This window comes from Burkholderia semiarida (assembly GCF_029268935.1).
Lineage (GTDB): Bacteria > Pseudomonadota > Gammaproteobacteria > Burkholderiales > Burkholderiaceae > Burkholderia > Burkholderia semiarida.
In genome coordinates this window covers 375,347-401,023 of sequence record NZ_JAHLCL010000005.1, presented here as the reverse complement: position 1 = coordinate 401,023, position 25,677 = coordinate 375,347, and the positions used below count along the sequence as shown (strand labels likewise).

Here is a 25,677-nt window from a genome sequence, read left to right as displayed (position 1 = left end):
AAGGATCCGATGAAACTGGAATCGTACTGGCTGGATACCCGCCCCGCGTTTCGCGACGCAAGCGTTGGCCCTGTCGAGGGGCGGGCCGACGTCGTCGTGATCGGCGGCGGTTTCACCGGCTTGTCGGCAGCGCTCGCGCTCGCGCAGCGCGGCGTCTCGGTGGTCGTGCTCGAAGCCGCGCAGGTCGCCGGCGAAGCGTCCGGCCGCAATGGCGGCCAGTGCAATACGGGCGTCGCGCAGGACTACGCGTCGCTGGCCGCGCGCATCGGCGCCGCGCAGGCGAAGCAGTTTTATCTCGCGTACGAAAGCGCGGTGAAGAGCGTCGAGACGATCGTGACCGAACAGGCGATCGACTGCGATTTCCGGCGCGCCGGCAAGCTGAAGCTCGCCGCGAAACCGCAGCATTTCGCGGGGCTCGCGAAGACGTTCGATGCGTTGCGGCGCGACGTCGATCCGGACATCGAACTGATCGAGCCGTCGCGGATCCGCGATGAAATCGCGTCCGACGGTTTCTACGGCGGGCTCCTGCAGCGCAACGGCGCGCAGATGCACATGGGCAAGTTCGGCGTCGGCCTCGCGCAGGCGGCCGTGCGGGCGGGCGCACGCGTGTACGAGCACGCGGCCGTCACGCAGATCGAGCGGCTCGACGGCGAGCGCCACACGATCACGTGCACGCGCGGCACGATCGTCGCCGACCGCGTGCTGGTCGCGACCGGCGCGTCGCAACATGGGCCGTTCGCGTGGTTCCGGCGGCGCATCGCGCCGGTCGGCAGCTTCATCGTCGTGACCGAGCCGCTGCCCGACGCGCAGTTGAACCGGCTGTTTCCGCACCGTCGCGCGTACGTGACGTCGCGCCAGATCGGCAACTACTTCCGCGTGACGCCCGACAACCGGCTGCTGTTCGGCGGCCGCGCGCGTTTCGCGATGTCGAGCCCGCGCTCCGATGCGAAGAGCGGCGACATCCTGCGCGCCGGCATGGCCGGCTATTTCCCCGAGCTGGCCGGCGTGCGGCTCGACTACTGCTGGGGCGGGCTCGTCGACATCACCGCCGACCGGCTGCCGCGCGCGGGCCAGCATGACGGGCTTTATTACTCGATGGGCTACAGCGGCCACGGCGTGCAGATGTCGGTGCACATGGGCCGTGTGATGGCCGACGTGCTGTATGGCGCGGCCGCCTCGAACCCGTGGCGCGAGCTCGAATGGCCGGCGATACCCGGCCATTTCGGGCACGCGTGGTTCCTGCCGCTCGTCGGCGCGTATTACCGGATGCAGGATTTCCTGCATTGAAGCGAGCGCCCCGGAGAATCCGATATGACAGTGCAATTCATTGGCTCGCCTCGTGTCGCCCGGCCGGTCTCGCCGGCGATCGACGACGTGCTGCGCACGATCGACGCGTCGTTCGCGCAGCCGCTGAACCTGGACACGCTCGCGGCCGTGGCCGGGTTGAGCGTATCGCGTTTCACCGCGCGCTTTCGCAGCGAAACCGGGCTGTCGCCGCACCGGTATCTGTGTCTCGTGCGGGTACGCCGGGCGCAGGACCTGTTGCGCGCCGGTCTCGCGCCGTCGGTCGTCGCGACCGACGTCGGCTTCTTCGACCAGAGCCATCTGTGCCGGCATTTCCGGCGCGTGCTCGGGATCACGCCGCGCGATTACGTGGTCGCCCGAATGGGCGGCGCGCCGATGCGAACGCCATCGGCGCGCCTGCGCAGCGAACGCCGCGATGCGTCGTGTCACGCGGCGTAAGCCCAGGCATGGACGACATGCCCCGCTGAGGATTTTCCGGCAGGAGAGCCGGCGAACGACGATTTCCGATATCGCGTGACGGCGTTGAACCAGACCGCCACGCATTGCACAGGAGCAGAAATGACCGCAGCTTTCGTGTTGCACCGTGCCGACGGCGCACCTTCTTCCACCGCGTTTCGCCGGCAGGCGTTCGGCGCGAACGATCCGTTCGCGTCGCATCGCGAGATCGCGTGGGAAGGCCCCGACGCGATGGCCGCGGGACGCATCGGCTTCGTCGGCGCGCTGGACGTGTCGAGCTTTCCGCACATCGAAACCCTCGTCGTCGTCCAGGGCGAGCTGACGCTCGAAGCGGCCGGGGCCGCGCCGCTGGTGCTCGGCCCGGGGCAAGGCGCCGTCATCGGCGGCGGCACGGCGCTGCGCATCGCCGCGCAATCGCCGGTGCTGCTGACGTTCTGCGCGGCAGCGTGCGAGACACCGACGAAACGCGGCCTCTTCGAGTTGCGCGCCGACGCGGACTTCAAGCCGTCCGCCACGCTGCCGGCCGAGGTGCTGCTGAGCCCCGCGCCGCAATGCCGCAGCGACAACGTGTTCACCGACGACGGCGCCGAATACTGCGCGGGCACGTGGGATTCGACGCCCTATCACCGGATCGTGCGGCCGCATCGCGCGAACGAGTTCATGTTCCTGCTGGACGGCGGCGTACGGTTCGCGGCGCCCGACGGCAGCGTGCTGTCGCTCGGCGCCGGCGATGCGCTGTTCGTGCCGCGCGGCGCGTCGATCGGGTGGGAAAGCAGCGAACGCGTGGCGAAGTTCTACGTGATGCAGAACGTCAAACCCTCCACCGAACGAGACTGAGCATGTCCCCTCCGCTGCGCCATATCGAAACCTTGTCCACGCCGCCGGCCGCGGCCGACGTCGTCGTGATCGGCGGCGGCATCATCGGCGTCTTCACCGCCTACTATCTGGCCCGCCGCGGGCTGTCGGTCGCGCTCGTCGAGAAAGGGCGCATCGGCGCCGAACAATCGAGCCGCAACTGGGGCTGGTGCCGGCAGCAGAACCGCGATGCGCGCGAGTTGCCGATGGCGAGCAAGAGCATCGATCTGTGGGAACGGTTCGCCGCCGAATCCGGAGAAGACACGGGCTTTCATCGCTGCGGGCTGCTGTATCTCAGCAACGACGAGGCCGAGCTGTCCCGCTGGGCCAGTTGGGGCGAATTCGCGAAGACCGCGGGTGTGACCACGTACATGCTCGACAGCAAGCAGGCCGCCGAGCGCGGACGGGCGACCGGGCGGCAGTGGAAGGGCGGCGTGTTCTCGCCGACCGACGGCACGGCCGACCCGGGCAAGGCCGCGCCGGCCGTGGCCGCCGCGCTGATGAAGCTGGGCGGCAGTGTCCATCAGTACTGCGCGGCGCGCGGCATCGAGCTCGAGGGCGGCCGCGTGGCCGGCGTCGTCACCGAGGCCGGCGTCATCAGGACGAGGACGGCCGTGATGGCCGGCGGCGCATGGGCGTCGTCGTTCTGCCGCCAGCTCGGCATCCGGTTTCCGCAGGCGTCGATCCGTCAGTCGATCCTGAGCGTGTCCCCCGTCGAAACGCCGCTGCCGGATGCGATGTACACGTCCGGCGTGTCGGTGACGCGCCGCAGCGACGGACGCTACGCGCTGGCGATCAGCGGTCGCGCGCGCGTGGACCCGACGCCGCAGTTCCTGCGTTTCGCGCCGCAATTCGTGCCGATGTTCGCGAAGCGCTGGCGCAACCTGCTGCCGGGCGGTCTCGAAGGCGTGCGCGGCGGCCATGAAACGTTGAAGCGCTGGCGCCTCGATGCGCCGACGCCGATGGAAGCGGTGCGCATTCTCGACCCGAAGCCCGACATGCCGACGGTCGCCGAAACCTACCGCCGCGCGGCCGAACTGCTGCCGGAACTGCGCGAAGCGACGATCACGCATGCGTGGGCCGGCTTCGTCGACAGCACGCCGGACGGCGTGCCGGGCATCGGCGAAGTGCCGGGCGTGCCGGGGCTGATCCTCGCGGCGGGCTTTTCGGGGCACGGCTTCGGGATCGGGCCGGGCGCCGGGCATCTGATCGCCGATCTCGCATCCGGCGCGCAGCCGTTCGTGGACCCGACGCCGTACCGGCCCGGCCGGTTCAGCGAGTCCGCGTGGGGCAAGGTCGCGGATTTCTAGTACAAGGCCGTCGCGCCGGTCCGGATCGCACGCGCGACCGGGTCGGGGCGGCGAACGTTCGCCGGCTCGTCAGCGCGCGTGTGATGCGATGCGACAGCTTGGGAGTTCCAGATGCGTTTCAGTTCCTACTGGCTCGATACGTCGGAGCCATTCGTGAGCCACACGCCGGCGTTGCCCGGCGGAAGTTGCGACGTGGTGGTGGTGGGCGGCGGCATCACCGGTTCGGCCGCCGCACTGGCGCTGGCCAAAAAAGGCGCGCGCGTGATCGTCTGCGAGGCGGGCACCGTCGGGCAGGCGGCATCGGGACGCAACGGCGGCATGTGCAACAACGGCTTCGCGCAGGATTACGCGTCGCTGTCGCAGCGCATCGGCACGGAGCTCGCCAACCGGCTCTATCTCGCGTTCGACGCGGGCGTCGACACGGTCGAGCGGCTGGTCAGGGAGGAGTCGATCGATTGCGATTTCGTGCGCCGCGGCAAGCTGAAGCTCGCGGCGAAACCCGAGCACTACGACAAGCTCGTGCGCAGCCAGGCGCTGCTCGCGGCGAGCGTGGACCCCGACACGCGCATGGTCACGAAGGCTGAACTCCGCGACGAGATCGGTTCGAACCGTTATCACGGCGGGCTGCTTTTCGGCAAGAGTGCCGGGATGCATGTCGGCCGTTACGTGCGCGGGCTGGCGAGCGCCGCGCAAACCCGCGGCGCGCATATTCTCGAGCACGCGCCGGTGCTCGGCCTGAAGCGGCAAGCAGGCGGCGCCTACGCGGTGCACACGCCGCTCGGCGAGATCCGCGCGCGCCAAGTGCTGCTCGCGAGCGGCATTTCGCAGGTCGGGCCGTTCGGGTGGATTCGCCGCAGGATCGTGCCGGTCGGTGCGTTCATCATCGTCACCGAGCCGTTGCCGAAGGATCTGCTCGACCGGTTGCTGCCGACGCGCCGGATGGTGACCGACACGAAGAACTTCGTCAATTTCTTTCGTGTCACGCCCGACAACCGGATCCTGTTCGGCGGGCGCGCGCGGTTTGCCGCGTCGAACCCGCATTCCGACGCAAAGAGCGGGGCGATCCTGCGGCAGCAGATGGCCGCCGTGTTTCCCGAATTGGCCGACGTGCGCATCGACTACTGCTGGGGCGGGATGGTCGACATGACGGCCAACCGGCTGCCGCGCGCGGGCGAGCGCGACGGCGTTTACTACTCGATGGGCTATAGCGGTCACGGCACGCACATGGCCACGCTGATGGGCACGCTGATGGCGGAGATCATGGACGGACGCGCGGAGCTGAACCCGTGGAAAGGTTTCGACTGGCCCGCGATTCCGGGCCACTTCGGCAAACCGTGGTTCTTGCCGTTCGTCGGCGCGTGGTATCGACTCAAGGACACTCTGCAATGAATTCCCCAGTTGTTCACCTGATGCAAGCCGGCAGGCTCGATCGCTTTTTCATCGACGGCGATTGGGTGCAGCCCGACGGCAGCGATCGGTTCGCGGTCGTCAGCCCGTCGACTGAAGACACGCTGTGCGAGATTCCGCTCGGCAGCGCGCGCGACGCCGACCGCGCGGTGCAGGCCGCGCGCCGCGCGTTCGAACGCTGGTCCGCGACGTCACCGCAGGAACGCGCGGCGCTGCTCGATCGTATCCATGCGTTGATGCTGGCGCGCGCCGAGCTGTTCGCCACGGCGCTCGCGCTGGAGATGGGCGCGCCGATCGGCTACGCACGCGGCGCGCATGTGCCGCTCGCGGCTGAACATATCCGCGTCGCACGCGACAACCTCGCGCGCTACCCGTTCGTCGAGCGGCGTGGGACGACCGCGGTCGCGCGCGAGCCGATCGGCGTGTGCGCGTTGATCACGCCGTGGAACTGGCCGATCTACCAGATCACCGCGAAGGTCGGGCCGGCGCTCGCCGCAGGCTGCACGGTGGTGCTGAAACCGAGCGAGCTGTCGCCGCTCAGCGCGCTGCTGTTCGCGGAAGTGATTGCCGACGCGGGCGTGCCCGCCGGCGTATTCAACCTCGTGAGCGGCAGCGGCGAAACGGTGGGCGCCGCGCTTTCGTCGCATCCGGAAGTCGACATGGTGTCGATCACCGGTTCGACGCGGGCCGGCGTGCTCGTCGCGCAGGCGGCCGCGCCGACCGTCAAGCGCGTCGCGCAGGAGCTGGGCGGCAAGTCGCCGAACCTCGTGTTGCCGGATGCCGATTTGCAGCGTGCGGTGCCGCCGGGCGTCGCCGCCGCGTTCCGGAACATGGGCCAGTCGTGCAGTGCGCCGACCCGCATGATCGTGCCGCGCGACGCGCTCGGCGAGGTCGAGGCGCTGGCCGTCGCGACCGCGCAAACGCTCGTCGTCGGCGATCCGTTCGACGAGGCGACGACGCACGGGCCGCTCGCCAATCGCGCGCAATTCCGACGGGTCGCGCAGATGATCGACGTGGGCATCGACGAACGCGCGAAGCTGATCGCCGGCGGCCCCGGCCGGCCCGCGGGTTTCGACAAGGGCTTCTATGCGCGGCCGACGATTTTCTCCGACGTGCGCACCGACATGGCGATCGCGCAGCAGGAGATCTTCGGGCCGGTCCTCGCGATCCTGCCTTACGACACCGTCGACGAAGCGATCGCCATCGCGAACGACACCGTGTACGGGCTCGGCGCGCACGTGCAGGGCACCGACATGGAGCGGGTGCGTGCGGTGGCCGGACGCATCCGCGCGGGGCAGGTGCATCTGAACTATCCCGCATGGGATCCTCAAGCACCGTTCGGCGGGTACAAGCAGTCGGGCAACGGCCGTGAGTACGGGATCGAAGGGATGGAGGAGTATATGGAAGTCAAGTCGATCGTCGGCTTTTACGATTGATGCAGCCGCTGCGCGCGATTCGCGCCGGCAGTACAGTGGGAAGCCCGCTACATTCCGAAGGTGCCGAAATTGGACAACCCCGTCATCCCCGACACATCGCTGCAAACGCATCACGCGCACTGGGCGAAGCTGCGCCGCGACCTGCATGCGCATCCCGAGTTGCGATTCGAAGAACACCGGACGGCCGACGTCGTCGCCCGCGAGCTCGAGGCGCTCGGCTATGCCGTATCGCGCGGGCTGGGCGGCACGGGCGTGGTCGCGAGCCTGCCCGGTGCGGACCCGCGCCGCGGCATCGTGCTGCGTGCCGATCTGGACGCATTGCCGATCCACGAAGCCAACGACTTCGCGCATGCGTCGTGCACGCACGGGATCATGCACGCGTGCGGCCATGACGGCCATACCGTGATGTTGCTCGGCGCCGCACGCGTGCTGAAGACGTTGCCGCGGTTGCCCGGCACCGTCCATTTCGTGTTTCAGCCGGGCGAAGAGGGCGGCGCGGGCGCGCGCAGGATGATCGACGACGGCCTGTTCGAGCAATACCCGACGGAAGCGGTATTCGGCATGCACAACTGGCCCGGGTTGCCGGCCGGGCATTTCGGGTTGCGCACGGGCCCGATCATGGCCGCGGGCTCGCGCTTCAGGATCACGGTGACGGGCAAGGGCGCGCACGCGGCGCAGCCGCATCTGGGCATCGATCCGGTGCCGCTCGCATGCTCGATGGTGCTGCAGTGTCAGACCATCGCCGCGCGGCACAAGGATCCCGTCGACCCGGCGGTCATTTCCGTGTGCATGTTCCATGCGGGCACGACGGACAACGTGATTCCCGACACCGCCGAGCTGCGCGGCACGATCCGCACGCTGTCGTCGGCATTGCAGCAGAAGCTGCAGCACGATGTCCGGCTCGCGTGCGAAGGGCTCGCGGGCGCCTACGGCGCGCAGGTCGACGTGGAGTTTTTTCAGTACTACCCGGCGACGGTCAACACGCCGGCCGAGACGGCGCTGTGCGAAGCGGTGATTCGCGACACGTTCGGCGACGAACGCCTGTCCGCCAACGTGCCGCCGAACATGACGTCCGAAGACTTCGGCTTCATGCTGGAGGAGCGGCCGGGCGCTTACGTGCTGATCGGCAATGCGCAGGACGGCACGAGCGCACCGGCGCTGCATCATCCGAAATACGACTTCAACGATGACATCATTCCGGCCGGCGTCCGGTACTGGGTCGCGCTGGCGCAGCATTATTTCTCGCGATCGCCGTGATGCGTCGGGGCGGCGTTGACACCGGCTGACTTTGGGTTGATCGGGCGTCAACTCCGGGAGCGGCGTGCTTCCTGATCGTCGTGCACTCATGCCAGCCGGGGAGCGCCGTGCAATTTGTCGCCGCTTCGATGTCATCGCCGTGCATTTATATGATGTGCCGTGTCGCACAACGACACTATTTGAAAGGATTGCTGAATGAGCCACGAACATGAAGTGAAGGAGCACGGCGCGACGTCGGCGCTTCGCTACCGCAGATTCACAGCGGCGGACGTCCCCGCCGCCCATGCTCTTTCCATGGCGCTTCGCTGGCCGTTCCGGGCGGAAGACTGGCAGTTTTCCGCGGAAACGTCGGTCGCGTTCGCGGCCGAGGAAAACGGCGAGGTCATCGGCACGGCGATGTGCTGGAAGTACGGTGCGGATCGCGCGGCGATCGGGCATGTGATCGTCTCCGACGCGCATCAGGGCCGAGGCATCGGCCGCAAACTAATGGAAACGCTGCTCGACGAACTGGGGCCGCGCATCACGTTTCTGCACGCGACGCCGGCCGGTCGGCCGCTCTACGAGAAACTGGGGTTCACCGTGTGCGGGTCGCTGGGCCAATATCAGGGGAACGTCGATCGGCCTGCCGCCGTTGTCGTGCCCGACGGCGAGCGGCTGCGTGCCGGATCGCCGGCCGACTGGCCGCGCCTGGTCGACCTCGCCACGCGTGCGTCCGGCCTTGAGCGCGAGGCGCTGTTGTCCGCATTGCAGAAGCGGGGAGAAAGCGTCGTGCTCGAACGTGACGGCGAGGTCGTCGGGTTTTCGGTGCTGCGGCGCTTCGGTCGCGGTTACGTGATCGGTCCGGTGGTCGCGCCGCGTTCGAGCGACGATGCGCGTGCGAAGGCGCTGATCGGCTATTGGCTGACGAAACGAGACGGTGAATTCGTTCGTATCGATGTGCCTGACGGGAGCAGTTTGCCGGACTGGTTGAGCGAACAGGGACTGAAACAGGTGGATACCTGTTCGAAGATGGTTCGCAACGCGCCGGCCGCGGCGCACGAGGGCGCGGCCGACCCGATCTACGGACTGTACGGGCTCGTCAGTCAGGCGATGTTGTAGGCCATCGGCCGGATAGGCGATCATGGCGGCAGGCGGGAACAACCGATTGTATCGACGCCGCCGCTTCGCTGCCCGACATCCGAATGCCGGGCCATCCGGTACGTGTTCCGCGCCGCTGCGCGATCGCCGTCGCCGGCGGCGGCACGGCGATCGCGGCGAACCGGTCGCGCGCGATGCCGGTTCAACCGCCTGGCGACCGCCTGCACTCCCGCACGGAGCATGAAGGCGCGGCATCGCGTTCAACGCAGCAGCGCGGCCACGAAGTCGCGATACGTCCGCAGCGGGCGGCCGAGGATCGCGGTCAACCGCTCGACGTCGCCGGCCTTCGGCACCATCCCGTCGCTGACGTAGCGTTCGGCCATCAGCCGCATTTCGTATGCCATCCATTTCGGCATGAACTGCGCCAGATTGCGTTCGAACGGTGTCGGATCGTCGCCGCCATAGGCAACGGCGCGGCCCAGCGTGTCCGACCAGATCGATGCCAGTTGTTCGCCCGTCAGCGTGTCGGGCCCGACGAGGTTGATGGTCTCGAGCGGCAGCTTGCCCGGCGCGTCGTTGCGGCGGATCAGCTCGATCGCCGCGACTTCCGCGATGTCGCGCACGTCGACCATCGCGACGCCCTTGCCGCCGATCGGCATCGGGTAGACGCCGTGGCCGACGATCACGTCCTTGACCATCGATTCGTTGTCCATGAAATACGCAGGCCGCAGGATCGTCGCGCTGAAGCCCATTCGCTCGATCATCCGCTCCGCGCCGGACTTCACCGCGAAGTGCGGCACGTTCACGAAGCGGTCGGCGTGGAGCACCGACAGATAGACGACGCGCTCGATACCCGCTTCGCGGGCGAGGTTCAGCGCGATCAGCGCCTGCGTGAATTCGTCGCCCGCCACGCCGTTGAGCAGGAACAGCGTGCGGACGCCGGAGAACGCCGTACGAAGCGCGTCGACGTCGAGCATGTCGCCCTGCACGACGGTCACGGCCGCCGGAAAATCGGCCTTGGCCGGATCGCGCACCAGCACGCGCACGTCGGCGCCGCGATCGACGAGTTGATGGACGACCTGGCGGCCCACGCGGCCGGTGGCGCCGGTAACGAGAATGGTCATGATGTTCGCTCCTGAGATAACGATAGGGTTGACTGCCCACGTAAGTTAAGTGATCCACATGCGATCCGGAAGATGTGATAAATAGACGTATCGTCTCACTGGTGGAACACATGGACCTGCTCGCACTCGCCGATTTCAATCTCGTCGCCCGCCATGGCAGCTTCGGGGAGGCCGCGCGGGTGGCCGATCGCCCGAAAGCGACGCTGTCGCGCCGCGTCGCGGAACTGGAGAACAGTCTGTCGCTGCGTCTGTTCGAGCGCGGCTCGCGCGGCGTGAAACTCACGCAGGAAGGGCGCGCGCTCTACGAGCGGACAGGCGCGCTGCTCGCGGAACTCGCCGACAGCGCGTCGGCCATTGCAGCGGGAAGCGAACGGCCGCGTGGCCGGCTGCGCATCAGCGCGCCGATGGTCTTTTCCCAGTTCGCGATGGGGCGGCTCGTGGCGACGTTCGCGCTGAAATACCCTGACGTCCGGCTGGAGGTGACGACCGAAGACCGGCCCGTCGACATGATCGAGGAGGGCTACGACCTCGTGATCCGCGTGAACCCGGCCGCTGACGAAAGCCTGATCGGGCGCGTGTTCCTGCGCGACCGGCTGGTCGTCGTCGCGCGGCCCGAGCTGGCGCGGCCGAGCGGCGACGTGCCCGCACCGGCCGTGGTTCGCGGCACAAGCGACGGCCCTGCGGCATGGGAGGTCGCGGGCCCGGACGGTACGGCGCGCATACCGGTCGAGCCCGTGGCGCGGCTGTCGTCGCTGAGCATGGTGCGCGATACGGTCCGCCTCGGCCTGGGCGCCGCGTGCCTGCCGGTGTCGCTCGTGAGCCGCGACCTGGCGGCCGGCACACTCGTCAGTTGGGGCGACGTGCCGGGGCCCGATATCGCGCTGTGGGCGTTGTATCCGTCCAGGCGATTGTTGAGCGCGCGCGTTTCCGCGTTTCTCGATCACCTGAAGGAGGCGTTTCCTTCAGGCAAGCCGGAAGAACTGGCTGCGTATATCGAACCCGGGCAGTGAAACGGCCGCGGTCGCGGCAGCGCACGCGCGTCGCGATGTCGTGAGCCGGATGCCGTCGCCCCTTCCGATTCGAACCGGCGCTTTCACGCCGGTTGCGCGACCGGCTCCCCCTGCGCACGGCACACACGATTCCTGCCTTCGCGCTTCGCGCGATAGAGCGCCATGTCCGCTTGATGCGACAGCGCGTGCACGGAAGCGTGCCGCGTGCGCCGCCCGGTCGCACAGCCGATGCTGACGGTAAAGGGCGGCACCGCTTCCGCAAACCCGTCGAGCCGGTTGCGTTCCACCTCGCGGCGAATCGCCTCCGCGACCTGCGCCGCGCCGGTTTCGTCCGTATCGGGCAACACCGCGACGAATTCCTCGCCGCCGTAGCGCGCGGCGAGATCGCCGCGCCGCCGCGTATGCGCGCGGATGCATTTGGCGAGAAAGCGCAGCGCGGTGTCGCCCACTGCGTGGCCGTGCCTGTCGTTGTACTGCTTGAAGTGATCGGCGTCGATGAACAGAATCGACAGGCTGCCGTCGCTGCCCCGTTGCAGGCGTTCCCATTCGTCGGCCAGCGCGGTATCGAGCGCGCGGCGATTGTGCAGGCCCGTGAGCGGATCGGTCCGCGTGAGATCGGTCAGCAGCGTCTGCTTGCGCAGGTTGTCGCGCAGCGCGAACGCCAGCAGCCAGACCACCGCGCAGAACAGCGTGCTGATCACGATGGCCGACACACCGACCGTCCACGATAGACGACGGATGCCGGCCAGCACGTCGTGTTCGGCCGGCGCGACGACCGCGATCAGCGGCGTGCCCGGTATCCGCTGGTACGTATACAAGCGCACGACGCCGTCGATGCTCGAACGCGCGGGATAGAAGCCCGATTCGCTGTTCACCATCCGCTTGAACGATTTCGAGCGACGCAGGAGGTTCATCTGGCCGTCGTTCAACGACGGGTTTCTCGCGAGGATCGTGCCGTCCGCGCGCACGATCGCGCTGACCCCGTTCGGGCCGACGTCGAGCCGGGACAGGAGCTGCTCGAAGTAAGCGAGATCGATGGCGACGACCGCGATCCCGTCGAACGCATGATCCGGCCGCTCGATGCGCCGCGACAGCGCGATGGATTCCTTGCCGTCGCGCGAGCGTGCGCGATAGGGCTGGGACACGTAGAGGCCGACGTTGTCCGCATCGCGATGAACCTTGAAGTAGTCGCGATCGCCGAAGTCCCATTGCCGGGTCGCGCCGCAGCACCCGTCGATCAGCCGGCCGCGCCTGTCGGTCACGCCCATGCCGGTCACGTATTGCGCCGCGGTGCGCTCGAACAGCAGGTCGTGCCGCAACCCCGCGTCCATGCGCTGCACGGCCGGTTGGCCGAGATTGGCAGCCAGCGCGATCAGCGCGTTGTTCGACGTTTCGACCGTCCGCGCGATCTGGCTCGCGAGCACGGCCGCGACGTTGCGCGACGTCTCGTGCGCGTGCACGACGACTTCGCTGCGCGCGGCCCGCAGCGTCACCGCGCTGATCCCGAGCGCCGCGAGCGACATCAGCGTGCCCAGCGCGCCGACGACGAGCGGGTGGCGTCCGGCCCAGTCGGCGATTTTCTCGATCGAAGTGAAGGCGGGCATGCTCGCGTGCGGTTTCCGATGCCGGCTGCAATTGCGCCGGGCAAATCCGGGTTAACGGCACGGGTAACGGAAAATCGAGGCCGACATGGCCGCCGGCGGACGGCCGCGGCATCGCGAGACGCGGCGGCGCCTGCGGCCACTCCCGGAGCGGTGGAGATTCCGGTCGATTGATAACCATATCGCATCAATCATTCCGAAAATCGCACTTATCGTTTCATCAATACCGCGCCAACATGCCGGAAAACGACAATCGACCCGCCCCTCCCGCGTATTCCAGGATTTTCAGGAGACACCCCGATGCATCCCTCGTCCAGCCTTCCGGCCGAACGTTCGAAGGCCGCCGCGATCTTTCGCGTCACGGCCGGCAATTTTCTCGAGCAGTTCGACTTCTTCCTGTTCGGCTTCTACGCCACGCAGATCGCCAACGTCTTCTTTCCCGCGCAAAGCGAATTCGCGTCGTTGATGATGACCTTCGCCGTGTTCGGCGCCGGCTTCCTGATGCGGCCGCTGGGCGCCATCGTGCTGGGCGCGTACATCGACGAGGTCGGCCGCCGCAAGGGCCTGATCGTCACGCTGTCCATCATGGCGAGCGGCACCATCCTGATCGCGTTCGTGCCGGGCTACGCGACGATCGGGCTGCTCGCGCCCGTGCTCGTGCTGATCGGCCGGCTGCTGCAGGGCTTCTCCGCGGGCGCCGAACTCGGCGGCGTATCGGTCTATCTCGCCGAGCTGGCGACGCCGGGCCGCAAGGGCTTCTTCACGAGCTGGCAATCGGCGAGCCAACAGGTGGCGATCGTCGTTGCCGCGGGCCTCGGCTTCGCGCTCAATCAGTGGCTGAGCGTGGCGCAGATCGCCACCTGGGGATGGCGCGTGCCGTTCTTCGTCGGCTGCATGATCGTGCCGTTCATCTTCATGCTGCGCCGCAACCTGGAGGAAACCCGGGAATTCAAGGCGCGCAAGCATCGCCCGGGCATGAAGGAAGTGTTCGGCACGCTGGTCCAGAACTGGGGCGTCGTGATCGCCGGCATGATGCTGGTCGCGATGACCACCACGAGCTTCTACCTGATCACCGTCTATGCACCGACCTTCGGCAAGACGGTGCTGCATCTGAGCACCGCCGACAGCCTGCTCGTGACGCTCTGCGTCGGCGTGTCGAACTTCGTGTGGCTGCCGATCGGCGGGGCGCTGTCCGACCGGATCGGCCGCCGGCCGCTGCTGGTCGGCATGACGATGCTCGCCGTCGTGACCGCCTACCCGGCGCTGTCGTTCCTCGCTCACGCGCCGTCGTTCGCGAACATGCTGCTCGTCCTGCTCTGGCTGTCGTTCATGTACGGCATCTATAACGGTGCGATGGTCGTCGCGCTCACCGAAGTGATGCCGGTGCAGGTGCGCGTCGCGGGCTTCTCGCTCGCGTACAGCCTCGCGACGGCCGTGTTCGGCGGCTTCACGCCGGCCATTTCGACCGGGCTCATTCACATGACGGGCGACAAGGCCGCACCGGGCTACTGGATGAGCTTCGCCGCGGTGTGCGCGCTGCTCGCGACGTTCGCGCTCTATCGTCGCCGCGCGGCGACGTTGACGCCCGCGCATTGATGTCCCGCTCATCCGGAACGTTCACTCATACCCACGAATCCGCACGACCACGACCATGAGAAATCCGCTTCTGAAATTCTGCGCGACCGCGCTCGTCGCCACCGCGGCGGTGGCGGCCAACGTCCACAACGTACAGGCCGCCGAACTGCACGTGATGAGCTCGGGCGGCTTCACCGCCGCCTACAAGGTGCTCGGCCCCCGGTTCGCGTCCACGTCGGGCAACACGCTCGCGACCGCGCTCGGCCCGTCGATGGGCAAGTCGCCCGAAGCGATTCCGAACCGGCTCGCGCGCGGCGAGCCCGCCGACGCCGTGATCATGGTCGGCTACGCGCTGGACGACCTGATCAAGCAAGGCAAGGTCATCCCCGAATCCCGCGTCGAGCTGGCCGATTCGCGCATCGGCATGGTCGTGCGCGACGGCGCGGCGAAACCCGACATCAGCACCGCCGAAGGCCTCAAGCAGGTGCTGCTGCATGCGAAGTCGATCGCCTATTCGGACAGCGCGAGCGGCGTGTACGTCGAGCGCGAGCTGTTCAGGAAGCTCGGCATCGAGGAGCAGGTGAAGTCGAAGGCGAAGATGATTCCGCGGATTCCGGTGGCGTCGGTCGTCGCGAACGGCGACTACGAAATCGGCTTCCAGCAGGTCAGCGAGCTGCTGCCCGTCAAGGGCGCGACCTTCGTCGGCAAGATTCCCGAATCGCTGCAGTCCGTCACGCGCTTCGCCGCAGGCATCCCGGTCGGCGCGCAGCACCCGCGGGAAGCGAAGGCGCTGCTCGACTATCTTGCGTCGCCCGACGTGCAGGCCGACGTGAAAGCGACCGGCCTGGATTCCGTTTCCGCACATTGAGCCCGGTCGACGGCAAGGCTTGGCGTCAGACCGCCTTCCCGTCACCGCCGCCGTTCGCGGCGGCAGCGTCTTCATCGGCCGCGTCCGCCGACGCCGGCCCGGCCACGGCGAGCCGCCGCACCAGCCGCGTACGATCACACGCGCCTTCCCACGACGACACGAAAATCACCGCGCACGCATTGCTGATCACGCTGGTCAGCGCGCGCGCCTCCGACATGAAGCGATCGATGCCGACCAGCAGCGCGACGCCGGCGACGGGCAGGTCGGGCATCACGGCAAGCGTCGCGACCAGCGCCACGAGCCCGCTGCCGGACACGCCGGCCGCTCCCTTGGACGTGAGCAGCATGATCGCGAGCATCGTCGCGATCTGCGGCGCGGAAAGCGGGATGTCGCACGCCTGCGCGATGAACAATGCCGCGAGCGTCAGATAGATCGCGGTACCGTCCAGATTGAACGAATAGCCGGCCGGCAGCACGAGCCCCACCACGCCCTTGTCGCAGCCGAGCGCTTCCAGCTTGACGATCAGGCGCGGCAGGACCGGCTCCGTGGACGAGGTCGCGAGGACGATCAGCAACTCCTCGCGCAGGTAGCGCAGGAGCCGCCACAGCGCGAAGCCGTGCAGCCGCGCGAGCGGCGCGAGCACCAGCGCGACGAACAGCACGCAAGCCACGTAGAAGCACACCATCAGCTTCGCGAGCGAGCCGACCGAGCCGATGCCGAAGCGGCCCACCGTGAACGCCATCGCGCCGAATGCGCCGAGCGGCGCGAGCCGCATGATCATCGCCAGCACGCGAAAGACGACCTGGGCGATGCCGTCGATCAGCGCAAGAACGGGCCGGCCGGCGCGCGGGTGCGCATTCAGCGAGAAACCGAACAACAGCGACAGCAGCAGCACCGGCAACACTTCGCCGGTCGCGAATGCGCCGAGCATCGTGTCCGGAATCACGCCGAGCGCGAACGCCACGAGGCTGCGTGGCTCCGCATGCCTCGCATACGGCGCCAGGATGCTCGCATCCAGATGATGAACGTCGATGTGCATGCCGGCGCCCGGTTGCAGCACGTACGCGGCGGCGAGCCCGAACGCGAGCGCGGCGGCCGTCAACAGATAGAAGAGGGCGAGCGCCCGCACGATCGTGCGGCCGATGGCCCGCCCGTCCGACAACGACGTGATGCCCGACACGATCGTGCAAAAGACGATCGGGGCGATGGTCATCTTCACGAGCGCGACGAACGCGTCGCTGAGCGGCTTGAACATCGCGCCTGCGGCCGGCCACGCGTGACCGATGCCGATGCCGAGCATCATCGCGAGCAGGACCTGCACGTAGAGCGATTTGAACAGCCGGGCCCACCTCACGATGCCGTCTTCCTTCGTTTGCGTGCCGTCGTCGTCATGCCGATGTGCCGTTGCCGGCGGCGCCGCCGCGCTTCGCGTCGACGATCATCCGGTGAAACGCCTCGGCGGCCGGCGTCAGCGAGCGCCCGCGCCGTTTGACGATGCCCACGCGCCGTTTCACCGCCGGCTCGACGAGCGGCACGCTCGTGAGGACAGGGTGGTCATGCCCCGGCATCGCCATCGACGGCACCGCGGCGACGCCGAGCCCCGCCTCGATCAGGCCGAGCAGGGTCGTGACGTGGCGCGCCTCGCACACGCTCGGCTTACGCGGCGCGACGGCCGCCAGCGCCTGGTCGAGCAGCAGGCGGTTACCGGAAGTCTTGTCCACCGACACGTAATCGTGCTCGTAGAGTTCGCTCCAGGTCACGCGCTTCCGGCGCGCGAGCGGGTGGTCGCGACGACAGGCGGCGACGAACCGTTCCTGGAGCAACACCTTGAACTCGATCTCGGCCTCCTGGCTGCCGAGAAAGCTCACGCCGAAATCCGCCTCGCCGCTGATGACGGCGCCCAGCACGTCGTTCGCGCCAGCGTCGAGCAGTTTCACCCGGATGCGCGGAAAGCGCTGATGATAGCGGGCGATGATGGGCGGCAGGAAGTAGTAGGCGACCGACGGCACGCAGGCGATCGTCACATGGCCCAGGCGGCTCGACGACACGTCGCGGATGCCGAGCAGCGCGGCGTCGAGATCGTCGAGCAGTTGTTCCGCGCTCTGCGCGAACACGCGGCCGACGGTGGTGAGCGCGACGCGGCGCGTGGTGCGCTCGAAGAGCCGCACGCCGAGCGCGTCTTCGAGCTTGTCGATCCGGCGGCTCAACGCAGGCTGGGAAAGGTTGACCGCATCGGCGGCCTTGCGGAAACTGCCCGTTTCCACCACCGCGCGAAACGCCTGCAAGTCCGTCAAATCGAAGTTGATGCTCACGGGTGAATCTCCGCCACTCAGGATGCGCAGCATTTTGCATGATTCCGCCGGCATCATGCGTGCGGCGTCGCCCGTGCGGCGGCGATCGCGCGGCGCGGGGTGCCGCCGGGCCGGCCACGATGCCGAGGGCCGCGCCGCGAATCGATCGTTCCGCGCCGCTTCCTGATGTACCGTATCGCTTTTGGCCGGGCAATGCTTCGGCGCGGCGCCGGCCACTCGGGCGAGCCGCTCTCTTCAACGGATTCCAGCATGCGCATTCCACCGCTCAAGGCCATCATCGCGTTCGAAAGCGTCGCCCGGACCAAAAGCGTCAACCGCGCGGCGGAAGAGCTCGGCCTGACCGCGTCCGCCGTGAGCCATCAGCTCAGCAACCTCGAATCGCAGATCGGTCAGCCGCTGTTTCAGCGCGCCGGGCGCGGCCTCGTCCTCACGCCGACCGGCGAGCGCTATCTGGCCGACGTCACCGGCTCGCTGGCCGACCTGAGCCGCGCGACCGAGCGCGCGTCGAGCCGCACGGAAGTCGATATCCTGCGCGTGCATTCGAGCCCGAGCTTCGGGCTGATGTGGCTGCTGCCGCGACTGTCGTCGTTCCAGGAGGCGAACGGCGATATCCAGCTGAACCTCGCGTGCTCATACGAAAACGTGTCGTTCTCGAACGGCTTCTACGACATCGACGTCCGGCACGGCTACGGCAACTGGGACAATCTCGAGGTCCGGACCGTGCGCGGCGAGTTCATCGCGCCGCTCGCGTCGCCGCGCTATCTCGAACGGCATCCGGTGAACGCGCCGGAAGACCTGCTCGCGCATCGTCTGATCTATTCCGAAACGCCGCTGGTCCAGTGGAAACAGTGGTTCGGGCGGACCGGCGTCCCGCTTGCGGCCCAGAAGACCTTCGATTTTTCGTTTGACCGTTCATACATGTCGCTCGAAACCGCCGCGCTCGGCCTCGGCATCGCGCTCGAAAGCCTGATGCTCGCGTCGGTGAAGATCCGCGAAGGGCTGCTGGTGCCGGTCTTCGGCGCGGCCCACGCGGTCGAAGTCGGCGCGCATCATCTCGTGTACCCGCGGCAGAACGCGGAACTGCCGCGCGTGAAGCGCTTCCTTGCCTGGATCGAGCGGGAGGTCGCCGCTCACGAGCGGGCGGATTGAACGACACGTCCGGCGGCGTGCCCCGATATTGCGGTGCAGCACCGGCAGCCGGCCGATATCTGAAATTTTCTCAACTATGGCTGAACGTTTCCGCGTTGATGCGGGTGCCCGGTGAGCCGACACTCCGGACAACACATCAACACAGGAGACAAGCGATGTTGCTCGACAACCAGGCCATCATCGTGACCGGCGCCGCGTCGCCCCGCGGTATCGGCAAGGCCACGGCCCGCGCGCTGGCCGCGCAGGGGGCACGTGTGGCGATCCTCGACCTTCGCCGCGAAGACGCGGAAGCGGCCGCCGCCGAACTCGGCCGCGACCATCTCGGCCTCGCATGCGACGTCACCGACCGCGACGCATGCGTGGCGGCCGCCCACGCGGCGCTGGAGCACTTCGGCCGCATCGACGGCCTCGTGAACAACGCCGGCATCACGCAGCCCGTGCGCACGCTGGATATCTCGGCGCGCGACTTCGATGCGATCGTCGACGTGAACCTGCGCGGCACGCTGTACATGTCGCAAGCGGTGCTGCCCGCGATGAAGGCGCAGCGCGGCGGCAGCATCGTCTGCATGTCGTCGGTCTCCGCGCAACGCGGCGGCGGCATTTTCGGCGGGCCGCACTACAGCGCCGCCAAGGCCGGCGTGCTCGGCCTCGCGAAGGCGATGGCGCGCGAATTCGGCGCCGACCGTATCCGCGTCAATTCGATCGCGCCCGGCCTGATCCAGACCGACATCACCGGCGACAAGCTGACGCCCGACATGCGCGAGGACATCATCAAGGGCATTCCGCTCGGCCGGCTCGGCGATGCCGCCGATGTCGCCAATGCGTGCCTGTTCCTGCTGAGCGACCTGTCGAGCTACCTGACGGGCGTCACGCTCGACGTCAATGGCGGGATGCTGATTCACTGAGAACGGCGCCGCCCGACAAGCGGCGCCGACCATCATGCACCCGGGACAAACCGGGGCCATGGCAGGAGACAGACATGAGAGCAAAGTACCCCGCATCGCCGGTTCAGGGCGAGACGCTGCAACGGGACGACGCGCAGACCTTCGAGACCGCCACATACGCGAAGGTGGCGCGCAGGCTGATCCCGTTCCTGATGTTGTGCTACCTCGGCGCGTATCTCGACCGCGTCAACGTCGGGTTCGCGAAACTGCAGATGCTCAACGACCTGCGTTTCAGCGAGGCCGTCTACGGCATGGGCGCGGGCATCTTCTTCCTCGGCTATTTCATGTTCGAGGTGCCGAGCAACCTGATCCTGCATCGCGTCGGCGCGCGCCGCTGGCTCGCGCGCATCATGCTGACGTGGGCGGTGATCTCGGCGAGCTTCGTGTTCGTCAAGTCGCCCACCGCGTTCTACGCGCTGCGGTTTCTGCTCGGCGTCGCCGAAGCGGGCTTTGCGCCGGGCGTGATCCTGTACCTCACGTACTGGTTCCCGTCCGCGCGGCGCGCGAAGGCGCTGTCGCTGTTCTTCATGGCGATTCCGCTCGCCGGGATCGTCGGCGGGCCGCTGTCGGGCGCGATCATGCATGCGCTGCACAGCGCGATGTCGCTGGCCGGCTGGAAGTGGCTGTTCCTGCTCGAGGCGCTGCCGTCGTTCGTGCTGGGCTTCGCGATCCTGCTGTATCTCGACGACGGCATCGCCGGCGCGACATGGCTGACCGACGCCGAAAAGGCCTTGCTCGCACGCAACGTATCGGCCGACGCCGAGCACACCACTGCCCATGCATCGATCCGTACGTTCGTCGCGGACCGTCGCCTCTGGCTGATGGCGGCGATCTACTTCTGTGTCGTGCTCGGGCAATACGGCCTCACGTTCTGGCTGCCGACGATCATCCGCAAGGCGGGCGTGGCCGATCCGCTGTGGGTCGGCCTGTTGACCGCGATTCCGTATGCCTGCGCAATCGTCGCGCTGCCGCTGATCGGCATCAGCGCGGATCGCCGCCGCGAGCGCCGTTTCCATCTCGCGGTGCCGATGCTGGTCGCGGCGGCGGGCTTCGCGACGTTGCCGATGCTCGGTAGCGTCGGCGCGTCGATCGTATGCCTGAGTATCGCGTCCGCCGGCATCCTCGCGTCGTCGTCGCAGTTCTGGTCGCTGCCCACCGCATTGCTGGGCGGGATGTCGGCGGCAGCCGGCATCGCCGCGGTCAACTGCTTTGCCAACCTCGCGGGTTTCTTCTCGCCGGCGATCGTCGGCTGGCTGAACGACCTGACCGGCAAGTCGACCGCGGGACTCGTGTTCATCGCCATCGCGATCACGGCCGGCGCGCTGCTGGTGTTCCTCGTGCCCCGATCCGTCAACCGCTGATTCGATTCGTATTCCTTCCCACATGGAGATATCGATGGAGACCGAAACCATTCATGAACCGGTCACGCTCGCCGAGCGCGCGTACCGCATCCGAAGAAATGCCGTGCTGATGGGCGAAGTGCAGGGGCAGGGCTATGTCGGCCAGGCGCTCGACATCGCCGACGTGCTGGCCGTCGCGTATTTCGGCGCGATGCGCTATCGCGCCGACGATCCCGAATGGGAAGGGCGCGACCGCTTCCTGCTGTCGAACGGGCACTACGCGATCGCGCTGTACGCGGCGCTGTTCGAAGCCGGCATCCTGCCGGCCGCTGAACTCGAAACCTATGGCAGCGACGACAGTCGCCTGCCGATGTCCGGCATGGCGAGCTACACGCCCGGCATGGAAATGTCCGGCGGCTCGCTCGGGCAGGGGCTGACGATCGCGGTCGGCCGTTGTCTCGGCCTGAAGCGCAACGGCTCGGATGCGTTCGTCTATACGCTGTTCTCGGACGGCGAGCTCGACGAAGGCGCGATCTGGGAAGGGTTGATGTCGGCCGCGCACTGGAAGCTCGACAACCTGATCGCGATCGTCGACGTGAACAACCAGCAGGCCGACGGCCCGTCGACCCAGGTCATGGCGTTCGAGCCGCTGGTCGACAAGCTCGAGGCGTTCGGCTGGTACGTGCAACGCGTGGACGGCAACGACATCGATGCGGTCAAGCGCGCGTTCGACCACGCGCGCCGGCATCACGCGCCGCAGCCGCGCATCATCGTCTGCGACACGAGGATGGGGTGCGGCGTGCCGTTCCTCGAAGCACGCGAGAAAAGCCATTTCATCCGGGTCGATGCGCACGAGTGGCAACTCGCGCTCGATGCACTCGAAGCAGGGAGACACGCATGAGCACCGTCGACAACAAGCCGCGCCTGAAGACCTCGGCGATGATCGCCTCCATCGCGGCGGAAGGGCAGGCGACCCGCGCCGCGCCGTTCGGCCATGCGCTGACCGAACTCGCACGCACGAACGGCAACGTGATCGGCATGACGGCCGATCTCGGCAAGTACACCGACCTGCACGTCTTCGCGAAGGCATTTCCCGAGCGTTACTACCAGATGGGCATGGCGGAGCAATTGCTGATGGGCGCCGCGGCGGGATTTGCGCACGAAGGCGCGCAGCCGTTCGTCACGACCTATGCGGTGTTTGCAACGCGCCGCGCGTACGACTTCATTCATCAGGCGATTGCCGAGGACAATCTCGATGTGAAGCTCGTCTGCGCGCTGCCGGGGCTCACGACCGGCTACGGGCCGAGCCACCAGGCCGCCGAGGATCTCGCGCTGATGCGCGCGATGCCGAACATGACCGTGATCGATCCGTGCGACGCGCTGGACATCGAGCAGATGGTGCCGGCCATCGCCGCGCACAACGGGCCGGTGTATGCCCGTCTGCTGCGCGGCAACGTGCCGGCCGTGCTCGACGAATACGATTACCGTTTCGAACTCGGCAAGGCCAAGCTGCTGCGCGACGGCAACGACGTCCTGATGATCTCGTCCGGCATCATGACGATGCGTGCGCTCGAGGTCGCGAAGGCGCTCGAAGCCGACCGCGTCGACGTCGCCGTGCTGCACGTACCGACAATCAAGCCGCTCGACACGGCGACCATCGTCCGCGAGGCCGGGCGCAAAGGGCGCATGGTCATCGTCGCGGAGAACCATACGGCGATCGGCGGGCTTGGCGAAGCGGTGGCGACCACGCTGCTCGGGGCCGGCGTTACCGTGCCGTTTCGGCAGATCGCCCTGCCGGATGCGTATCTCGCGGCGGGCGCGTTGCCGACGTTGCACGAGCGGTACGGGATCTCGGTCGGCGCGATGCGAGCGACTATCAGGTCGTGGCTCGGATGATCGGCCGACCGTCCTGGCGTCGCGTGCGCCGTTCGCGATCCGAATCGCTGCTTGACCCGGCTTGATTACGTCTGACATACCGGTCCGACACGACGGACCGTCGCTGGATCCACGCGACCGCGAGTTCGAGCGCCTGGTCGCATGCTTCGCGGGTATCGGCGAAGTCGCCGTCGACGCCGAGCGTCCGGGTTTCCCCGTCGCGATCCGTGAGGATCGCCGCCGCCGAGTAGCGGCCCGTCTCCGTGTCGGTCACCACGGCCCGGACCTCATATCCGCCATGTTCGAGCGTCCTGTTGGTATGCATCGGGTGCCTCCTGCAGGAAAATTCGACAGGTGTGACGACGCGCTGGCGCCGCCGCGAAAGCGGGGCGCCAGCACTTCATGCCGCAAGCGCAAGCGCGGGATGCCGGCAAGCGTCGCGGGTCGCGCCGGTCGATGAAACGCGGCCGGCGCGTCCGCTTATGCCGCCGTCACCTGGATGCGCCGCGGCTTCGCTTCTTCGCGCCGCGGGATGCTCAGTTTCAGCACGCCGTCGCGCAGTTGCGCGTCGATGCGCGACACGTCGAAGTCCGGGCTGAGCGTAAAGGCGCGCGAGAAGTGCGGATGCTGCACTTCGCCGTGCTGCAGGCGCAGCCCCGGTGGCGTCGGAATGACGGCCTCCGCTTCGATCGCAAGGCTGCCGTCATGCACGCGGACGTCGAGCTTTTCGCGCGGCACGCCCGGCAAGTCCGCGTACAACGTGATGCCGTGCGTATCCTCGACGATGTCGACGGCTGGCGCAATCCGCGTGCGCGGCGTGTCGCGCCGAGCCGGTTCGCGGCTCGTCACGGCCGTTCCGGTATCGGCCGAACGGGTCGTCAATTCAGTCGTGTTGGTGTCACTCATGATGTCCTCCGTCATGCGTTCGTGACGTTGCGCCGTGTTTTACTGGACCGTAATCGCCCGCGGCTTCGATGCTTCCGACTTGCCGACGGTGATCGTCAGGCAGCCGTTCGTATAGCGGGCCTCGATCTTGTCGGGGTCCGCATGCGGCGGGAGTTCGACCACGCGGCGGAACGCGCCCATGAACCGCTCGTTCGCGTAGACGCGCCGCTCGTCGTCGGCCGTGGCGCCGTCCGGGGGCGTGCGCTCGCCGCTGATCGTCAGCAGCCGGCGATCGACCGAGATGTCGATCTTCGCGGGGTCGAGACCCGGCGCGAACGCGACGATCTCGACCGTATCGTCGGTGCTGCCGATATTGACCGGTGGAAACGCACCGGGCCGCGGGGCGCGCAGGCTGGCCGGAAAACCCGTGAACATGCCGGCCATCTGCCGTTGCAGGCGGTCGAATTCCGCCAGCAGATCGGAGGGGAAGAAGATATCGCTCATGACTCGCTCCTGTTGTACCCCTGCGGGGGATGAACCGGACCACGCGCTCCAGTTCGTCCATCCGCGATGAGGGTCGCTGACTAACAAATCGAAACACGCAGCGCGTAAACCGCGACTGCCTTGAGCGATACCTAAAATAGGATACGCCGACCGAATTTCAAGAGGGGAGTGCACGCGATCCGCACGTAGTCGGTCACGCGGCGCGTGGCCGGCTTGCTGCCGCGCATCGGCGGCTGGTGGAGAGAGCGGGCACGGAGAGGAAGAAGGCGGAATTTGCAACGCATGCGAATAGACGCGGCGGCGTGACTACGCCGTCGCGCCGGTTTCGTGCGCTCAACGCGCCGGGCCCGACGGCGGCTTCACTTCGGAGAGATCGTCCTCGCGAACCTCGGCCTGACGCACCGTGGTACCGTCTTCGCCGGTTTCTGAAATATCGGTTTCGAAGGTCGACTGCCCGTCATCGGGCTTCTGGGCAGGTTTCGCGTCGCCGTCCTGTTTGTCCGGCTGTTGCTGTTGACGTGTCATTTTGCGCTCCTTGTCGCAACGGGGAATGTTGCGCACCTTGCAATGAGCAAGGCGCGGGCCGCGCGCATGCGGATCCCGACTCGAGCGGTACGGCCCCATTCGTTGTCGCCGAAAAGTGACGCCGCTGAGCCAGGGACTGCTGCCGGCGATTACGTCCATCGTGGAGGTCGGGTCGCGCCTGCTCCTTTCCGGCCACGCGGCGCGAGCCGCGCGGCGATCACCGCGGCCCGCCGCCACCGCGCGGGCTATTGCGCCCCCGTCGTCCGCATCCGCTTCGTATTCGGCAACGGCGCGTGCTGCATCGGCCCCTTGACGAGTTCGCTCATCGCGTCGCGGATCCAGCGGTTGGCCGGCTCGTGATGAAAGCGCGGATGCCAGTGCAGATAAAGCTCGTACGTGGGGGCGGCAGTCAGATCGCGATGCTGGCGGGCCTGCGCGCGTGCCGATCCGGACAGTCTCGTCACGACGATCCGTGAACGAATCGCCGTGTACGACATCACGCCGGAGCCACGCTTTACGCGTCTTTCAGCCAGGGCATTTCCACGGGCGACACGACCAGCTGCCGGAATTCGCGTTTCAGATCGAAGATGAATCCGACCAGAATCATCGAGTCGGCGTAAGGAATCGGAAAGACTTGCGGATTTTCCGGCGTACGCAGCGGGCGCTCCGGCGTGTCCGCCGTCGCCGCTGCGTCTTCACGAACGCTTTCCAGGTCGTCTGCCATGGCCGGGCCACCGGCTTTCAGCACGCGGCTACGCAGGTCGCTGAAGGGTTCGATACGGGCGGCGTCTTCGTGGTATTCGGGCACTTCATAAACGAACCAGGACATTGTCGTCTCACATGAGAAGGGGCGCCATTCTAA

At 67.5% G+C, this 25,677-nt stretch carries 25 protein-coding genes and 1 pseudogene; 16 read left to right on the top strand and 10 right to left on the bottom strand.

Annotation, left to right across the window (positions count from 1 at the left end):
- The first annotated feature begins 9 nt into the window (after positions 1 to 9).
- From KPB06_RS08700 to KPB06_RS08665, 8 genes are all read left to right on the top strand, one after another.
- On the top strand, positions 10 to 1,287 hold the full coding sequence (locus KPB06_RS08700; protein ID WP_476695705.1) for an NAD(P)/FAD-dependent oxidoreductase: 1,278 nt from the start codon (positions 10 to 12) through the stop codon (positions 1,285 to 1,287).
- 24 nt (positions 1,288 to 1,311) lie between these two features.
- Complete coding sequence (locus KPB06_RS08695; RefSeq protein WP_060310348.1) at positions 1,312 to 1,743, top strand: helix-turn-helix domain-containing protein; 432 nt, start codon at positions 1,312 to 1,314, stop codon at positions 1,741 to 1,743.
- A 120-nt stretch (positions 1,744 to 1,863) separates the two neighbouring features.
- Positions 1,864 to 2,598, top strand: a complete 735-nt coding sequence (locus KPB06_RS08690; protein ID WP_275905346.1) for a cupin domain-containing protein — start codon at positions 1,864 to 1,866, stop codon at positions 2,596 to 2,598.
- A gap of 2 nt (positions 2,599 to 2,600) precedes the next feature.
- Complete coding sequence (locus tag KPB06_RS08685; protein WP_059577943.1) at positions 2,601 to 3,926, top strand: NAD(P)/FAD-dependent oxidoreductase; 1,326 nt, start codon at positions 2,601 to 2,603, stop codon at positions 3,924 to 3,926.
- 111 nt (positions 3,927 to 4,037) lie between these two features.
- Positions 4,038 to 5,315 (top strand): NAD(P)/FAD-dependent oxidoreductase, encoded by a 1,278-nt coding sequence (locus KPB06_RS08680; RefSeq protein WP_099318477.1) that lies wholly within the window; start codon positions 4,038 to 4,040, stop codon positions 5,313 to 5,315.
- Positions 5,312 to 6,769: an aldehyde dehydrogenase family protein gene (locus KPB06_RS08675; protein ID WP_059577947.1), complete on the top strand. Its 1,458-nt coding sequence runs from the start codon at positions 5,312 to 5,314 to the stop codon at positions 6,767 to 6,769. The genes KPB06_RS08680 and KPB06_RS08675 overlap by 4 nt, the downstream gene beginning before the upstream one ends.
- Positions 6,770 to 6,838: 69 nt before the next feature.
- On the top strand, positions 6,839 to 8,026 hold the full coding sequence (locus KPB06_RS08670; RefSeq protein WP_275905347.1) for a M20 aminoacylase family protein: 1,188 nt from the start codon (positions 6,839 to 6,841) through the stop codon (positions 8,024 to 8,026).
- Positions 8,027 to 8,221: 195 nt separating this feature from the next.
- The gene (locus tag KPB06_RS08665) at positions 8,222 to 9,124 is read left to right on the top strand and encodes a GNAT family N-acetyltransferase (RefSeq protein ID WP_275905348.1); all 903 of its coding nucleotides are present in this window, start codon (positions 8,222 to 8,224) and stop codon (positions 9,122 to 9,124) included.
- Positions 9,125 to 9,363: 239 nt separating this feature from the next.
- On the opposite strand, the gene KPB06_RS08660 is transcribed toward KPB06_RS08665, so the two are convergent.
- The gene (locus KPB06_RS08660; protein ID WP_275905349.1) at positions 9,364 to 10,227 is read right to left on the bottom strand and encodes an SDR family oxidoreductase; all 864 of its coding nucleotides are present in this window, start codon (positions 10,225 to 10,227) and stop codon (positions 9,364 to 9,366) included.
- A 110-nt stretch (positions 10,228 to 10,337) separates the two neighbouring features.
- Between KPB06_RS08660 and KPB06_RS08655 the strand changes: the two genes are divergently transcribed.
- On the top strand, positions 10,338 to 11,237 hold the full coding sequence (locus tag KPB06_RS08655) for a LysR family transcriptional regulator (RefSeq protein WP_275905350.1): 900 nt from the start codon (positions 10,338 to 10,340) through the stop codon (positions 11,235 to 11,237).
- Positions 11,238 to 11,320: 83 nt separating this feature from the next.
- Here KPB06_RS08655 and KPB06_RS08650 read toward each other — a convergent pair whose 3' ends face one another.
- The gene (locus KPB06_RS08650; RefSeq protein ID WP_099318473.1) at positions 11,321 to 12,841 is read right to left on the bottom strand and encodes a GGDEF domain-containing protein; all 1,521 of its coding nucleotides are present in this window, start codon (positions 12,839 to 12,841) and stop codon (positions 11,321 to 11,323) included.
- 297 nt (positions 12,842 to 13,138) lie between these two features.
- On the opposite strand from KPB06_RS08650, the gene tcuC reads away from it, so the two are divergent.
- A complete protein-coding gene (gene tcuC, locus KPB06_RS08645; RefSeq protein WP_099318472.1) occupies positions 13,139 to 14,434 on the top strand; it encodes an MFS transporter in 1,296 nt (431 codons plus the stop codon).
- 55 nt (positions 14,435 to 14,489) lie between these two features.
- Complete coding sequence (locus KPB06_RS08640; RefSeq protein WP_059577966.1) at positions 14,490 to 15,281, top strand: substrate-binding domain-containing protein; 792 nt, start codon at positions 14,490 to 14,492, stop codon at positions 15,279 to 15,281.
- Between the two features lie 25 nt (positions 15,282 to 15,306).
- Here KPB06_RS08640 and dctA read toward each other — a convergent pair whose 3' ends face one another.
- On the bottom strand, positions 15,307 to 16,635 hold the full coding sequence (dctA, locus tag KPB06_RS08635; protein WP_104013332.1) for a C4-dicarboxylate transporter DctA: 1,329 nt from the start codon (positions 16,633 to 16,635) through the stop codon (positions 15,307 to 15,309).
- Between the two features lie 34 nt (positions 16,636 to 16,669).
- A complete protein-coding gene (locus KPB06_RS08630) occupies positions 16,670 to 17,593 on the bottom strand; it encodes a LysR family transcriptional regulator (protein ID WP_059578053.1) in 924 nt (307 codons plus the stop codon).
- Positions 17,594 to 17,842: 249 nt separating this feature from the next.
- Here KPB06_RS08630 and KPB06_RS08625 point away from each other — a divergent pair, with 249 nt between their 5' ends.
- From KPB06_RS08625 to KPB06_RS08605, 5 genes are all read left to right on the top strand, one after another.
- Entirely contained in the window at positions 17,843 to 18,742 is a 900-nt protein-coding gene (locus KPB06_RS08625; protein ID WP_059577971.1) for a LysR substrate-binding domain-containing protein, read from the top strand.
- A 155-nt stretch (positions 18,743 to 18,897) separates the two neighbouring features.
- A complete protein-coding gene (locus tag KPB06_RS08620; protein WP_059577973.1) occupies positions 18,898 to 19,647 on the top strand; it encodes an SDR family NAD(P)-dependent oxidoreductase in 750 nt (249 codons plus the stop codon).
- A 74-nt stretch (positions 19,648 to 19,721) separates the two neighbouring features.
- Entirely contained in the window at positions 19,722 to 21,047 is a 1,326-nt protein-coding gene (locus KPB06_RS08615) for an MFS transporter (protein WP_275905351.1), read from the top strand.
- 34 nt (positions 21,048 to 21,081) lie between these two features.
- Complete coding sequence (locus KPB06_RS08610) at positions 21,082 to 21,927, top strand: transketolase (RefSeq protein WP_059578056.1); 846 nt, start codon at positions 21,082 to 21,084, stop codon at positions 21,925 to 21,927.
- Positions 21,924 to 22,922, top strand: coding sequence for a transketolase family protein (locus KPB06_RS08605; RefSeq protein WP_059577979.1), 999 nt, complete (start codon positions 21,924 to 21,926; stop codon positions 22,920 to 22,922). Before KPB06_RS08610 ends, KPB06_RS08605 begins: the two co-directional genes overlap by 4 nt.
- Before the next feature lie 67 nt (positions 22,923 to 22,989).
- Here the strand turns inward: KPB06_RS08605 and KPB06_RS08600 are convergent.
- The 6 genes and pseudogenes from KPB06_RS08600 to KPB06_RS08575 form a co-directional block, all read right to left on the bottom strand.
- Positions 22,990 to 23,226, bottom strand: a pseudogene (locus KPB06_RS08600) (hypothetical protein); the annotation flags it as partial.
- Positions 23,227 to 23,381: 155 nt separating this feature from the next.
- Entirely contained in the window at positions 23,382 to 23,807 is a 426-nt protein-coding gene (locus KPB06_RS08595) for an Hsp20/alpha crystallin family protein (protein WP_059578060.1), read from the bottom strand.
- Between the two features lie 39 nt (positions 23,808 to 23,846).
- Entirely contained in the window at positions 23,847 to 24,290 is a 444-nt protein-coding gene (locus KPB06_RS08590; protein WP_059577984.1) for an Hsp20/alpha crystallin family protein, read from the bottom strand.
- Positions 24,291 to 24,623: 333 nt separating this feature from the next.
- Positions 24,624 to 24,815 (bottom strand): hypothetical protein, encoded by a 192-nt coding sequence (locus KPB06_RS08585; protein WP_059577987.1) that lies wholly within the window; start codon positions 24,813 to 24,815, stop codon positions 24,624 to 24,626.
- A 245-nt stretch (positions 24,816 to 25,060) separates the two neighbouring features.
- The gene (locus tag KPB06_RS08580; RefSeq protein ID WP_226094208.1) at positions 25,061 to 25,279 is read right to left on the bottom strand and encodes a hypothetical protein; all 219 of its coding nucleotides are present in this window, start codon (positions 25,277 to 25,279) and stop codon (positions 25,061 to 25,063) included.
- Positions 25,280 to 25,329: 50 nt separating this feature from the next.
- Positions 25,330 to 25,644 (bottom strand): hypothetical protein, encoded by a 315-nt coding sequence (locus KPB06_RS08575; RefSeq protein WP_059577992.1) that lies wholly within the window; start codon positions 25,642 to 25,644, stop codon positions 25,330 to 25,332.
- Positions 25,645 to 25,677 lie beyond the last annotated feature (33 nt).

Bases quoted from the DNA above. Each gene is read 5' to 3' on its own strand.
- KPB06_RS08700 (WP_476695705.1), top strand. From the start codon at position 10: ATGAAACTGGAATCGTACTGGCTGGATACCCGCCCCGCGTTTCGCGAC.
- KPB06_RS08695 (WP_060310348.1), top strand. From the start codon at position 1,312: ATGACAGTGCAATTCATTGGCTCGCCTCGTGTCGCCCGGCCGGTCTCG.
- KPB06_RS08690 (WP_275905346.1), top strand. From the start codon at position 1,864: ATGACCGCAGCTTTCGTGTTGCACCGTGCCGACGGCGCACCTTCTTCC.
- KPB06_RS08685 (WP_059577943.1), top strand. From the start codon at position 2,601: ATGTCCCCTCCGCTGCGCCATATCGAAACCTTGTCCACGCCGCCGGCC.
- KPB06_RS08680 (WP_099318477.1), top strand. From the start codon at position 4,038: ATGCGTTTCAGTTCCTACTGGCTCGATACGTCGGAGCCATTCGTGAGC.
- KPB06_RS08675 (WP_059577947.1), top strand. From the start codon at position 5,312: ATGAATTCCCCAGTTGTTCACCTGATGCAAGCCGGCAGGCTCGATCGC.
- KPB06_RS08665 (WP_275905348.1), top strand. From the start codon at position 8,222: ATGAGCCACGAACATGAAGTGAAGGAGCACGGCGCGACGTCGGCGCTT.
- KPB06_RS08660 (WP_275905349.1), bottom strand. From the start codon at position 10,227: ATGACCATTCTCGTTACCGGCGCCACCGGCCGCGTGGGCCGCCAGGTC.
- KPB06_RS08655 (WP_275905350.1), top strand. From the start codon at position 10,338: ATGGACCTGCTCGCACTCGCCGATTTCAATCTCGTCGCCCGCCATGGC.
- KPB06_RS08650 (WP_099318473.1), bottom strand. From the start codon at position 12,841: ATGCCCGCCTTCACTTCGATCGAGAAAATCGCCGACTGGGCCGGACGC.
- tcuC (WP_099318472.1), top strand. From the start codon at position 13,139: ATGCATCCCTCGTCCAGCCTTCCGGCCGAACGTTCGAAGGCCGCCGCG.
- KPB06_RS08640 (WP_059577966.1), top strand. From the start codon at position 14,490: ATGAGAAATCCGCTTCTGAAATTCTGCGCGACCGCGCTCGTCGCCACC.
- KPB06_RS08625 (WP_059577971.1), top strand. From the start codon at position 17,843: ATGCGCATTCCACCGCTCAAGGCCATCATCGCGTTCGAAAGCGTCGCC.
- KPB06_RS08620 (WP_059577973.1), top strand. From the start codon at position 18,898: ATGTTGCTCGACAACCAGGCCATCATCGTGACCGGCGCCGCGTCGCCC.
- KPB06_RS08615 (WP_275905351.1), top strand. From the start codon at position 19,722: ATGAGAGCAAAGTACCCCGCATCGCCGGTTCAGGGCGAGACGCTGCAA.
- KPB06_RS08610 (WP_059578056.1), top strand. From the start codon at position 21,082: ATGGAGACCGAAACCATTCATGAACCGGTCACGCTCGCCGAGCGCGCG.
- KPB06_RS08605 (WP_059577979.1), top strand. From the start codon at position 21,924: ATGAGCACCGTCGACAACAAGCCGCGCCTGAAGACCTCGGCGATGATC.
- KPB06_RS08595 (WP_059578060.1), bottom strand. From the start codon at position 23,807: ATGAGTGACACCAACACGACTGAATTGACGACCCGTTCGGCCGATACC.
- KPB06_RS08590 (WP_059577984.1), bottom strand. From the start codon at position 24,290: ATGAGCGATATCTTCTTCCCCTCCGATCTGCTGGCGGAATTCGACCGC.
- KPB06_RS08585 (WP_059577987.1), bottom strand. From the start codon at position 24,815: ATGACACGTCAACAGCAACAGCCGGACAAACAGGACGGCGACGCGAAA.
- KPB06_RS08575 (WP_059577992.1), bottom strand. From the start codon at position 25,644: ATGTCCTGGTTCGTTTATGAAGTGCCCGAATACCACGAAGACGCCGCC.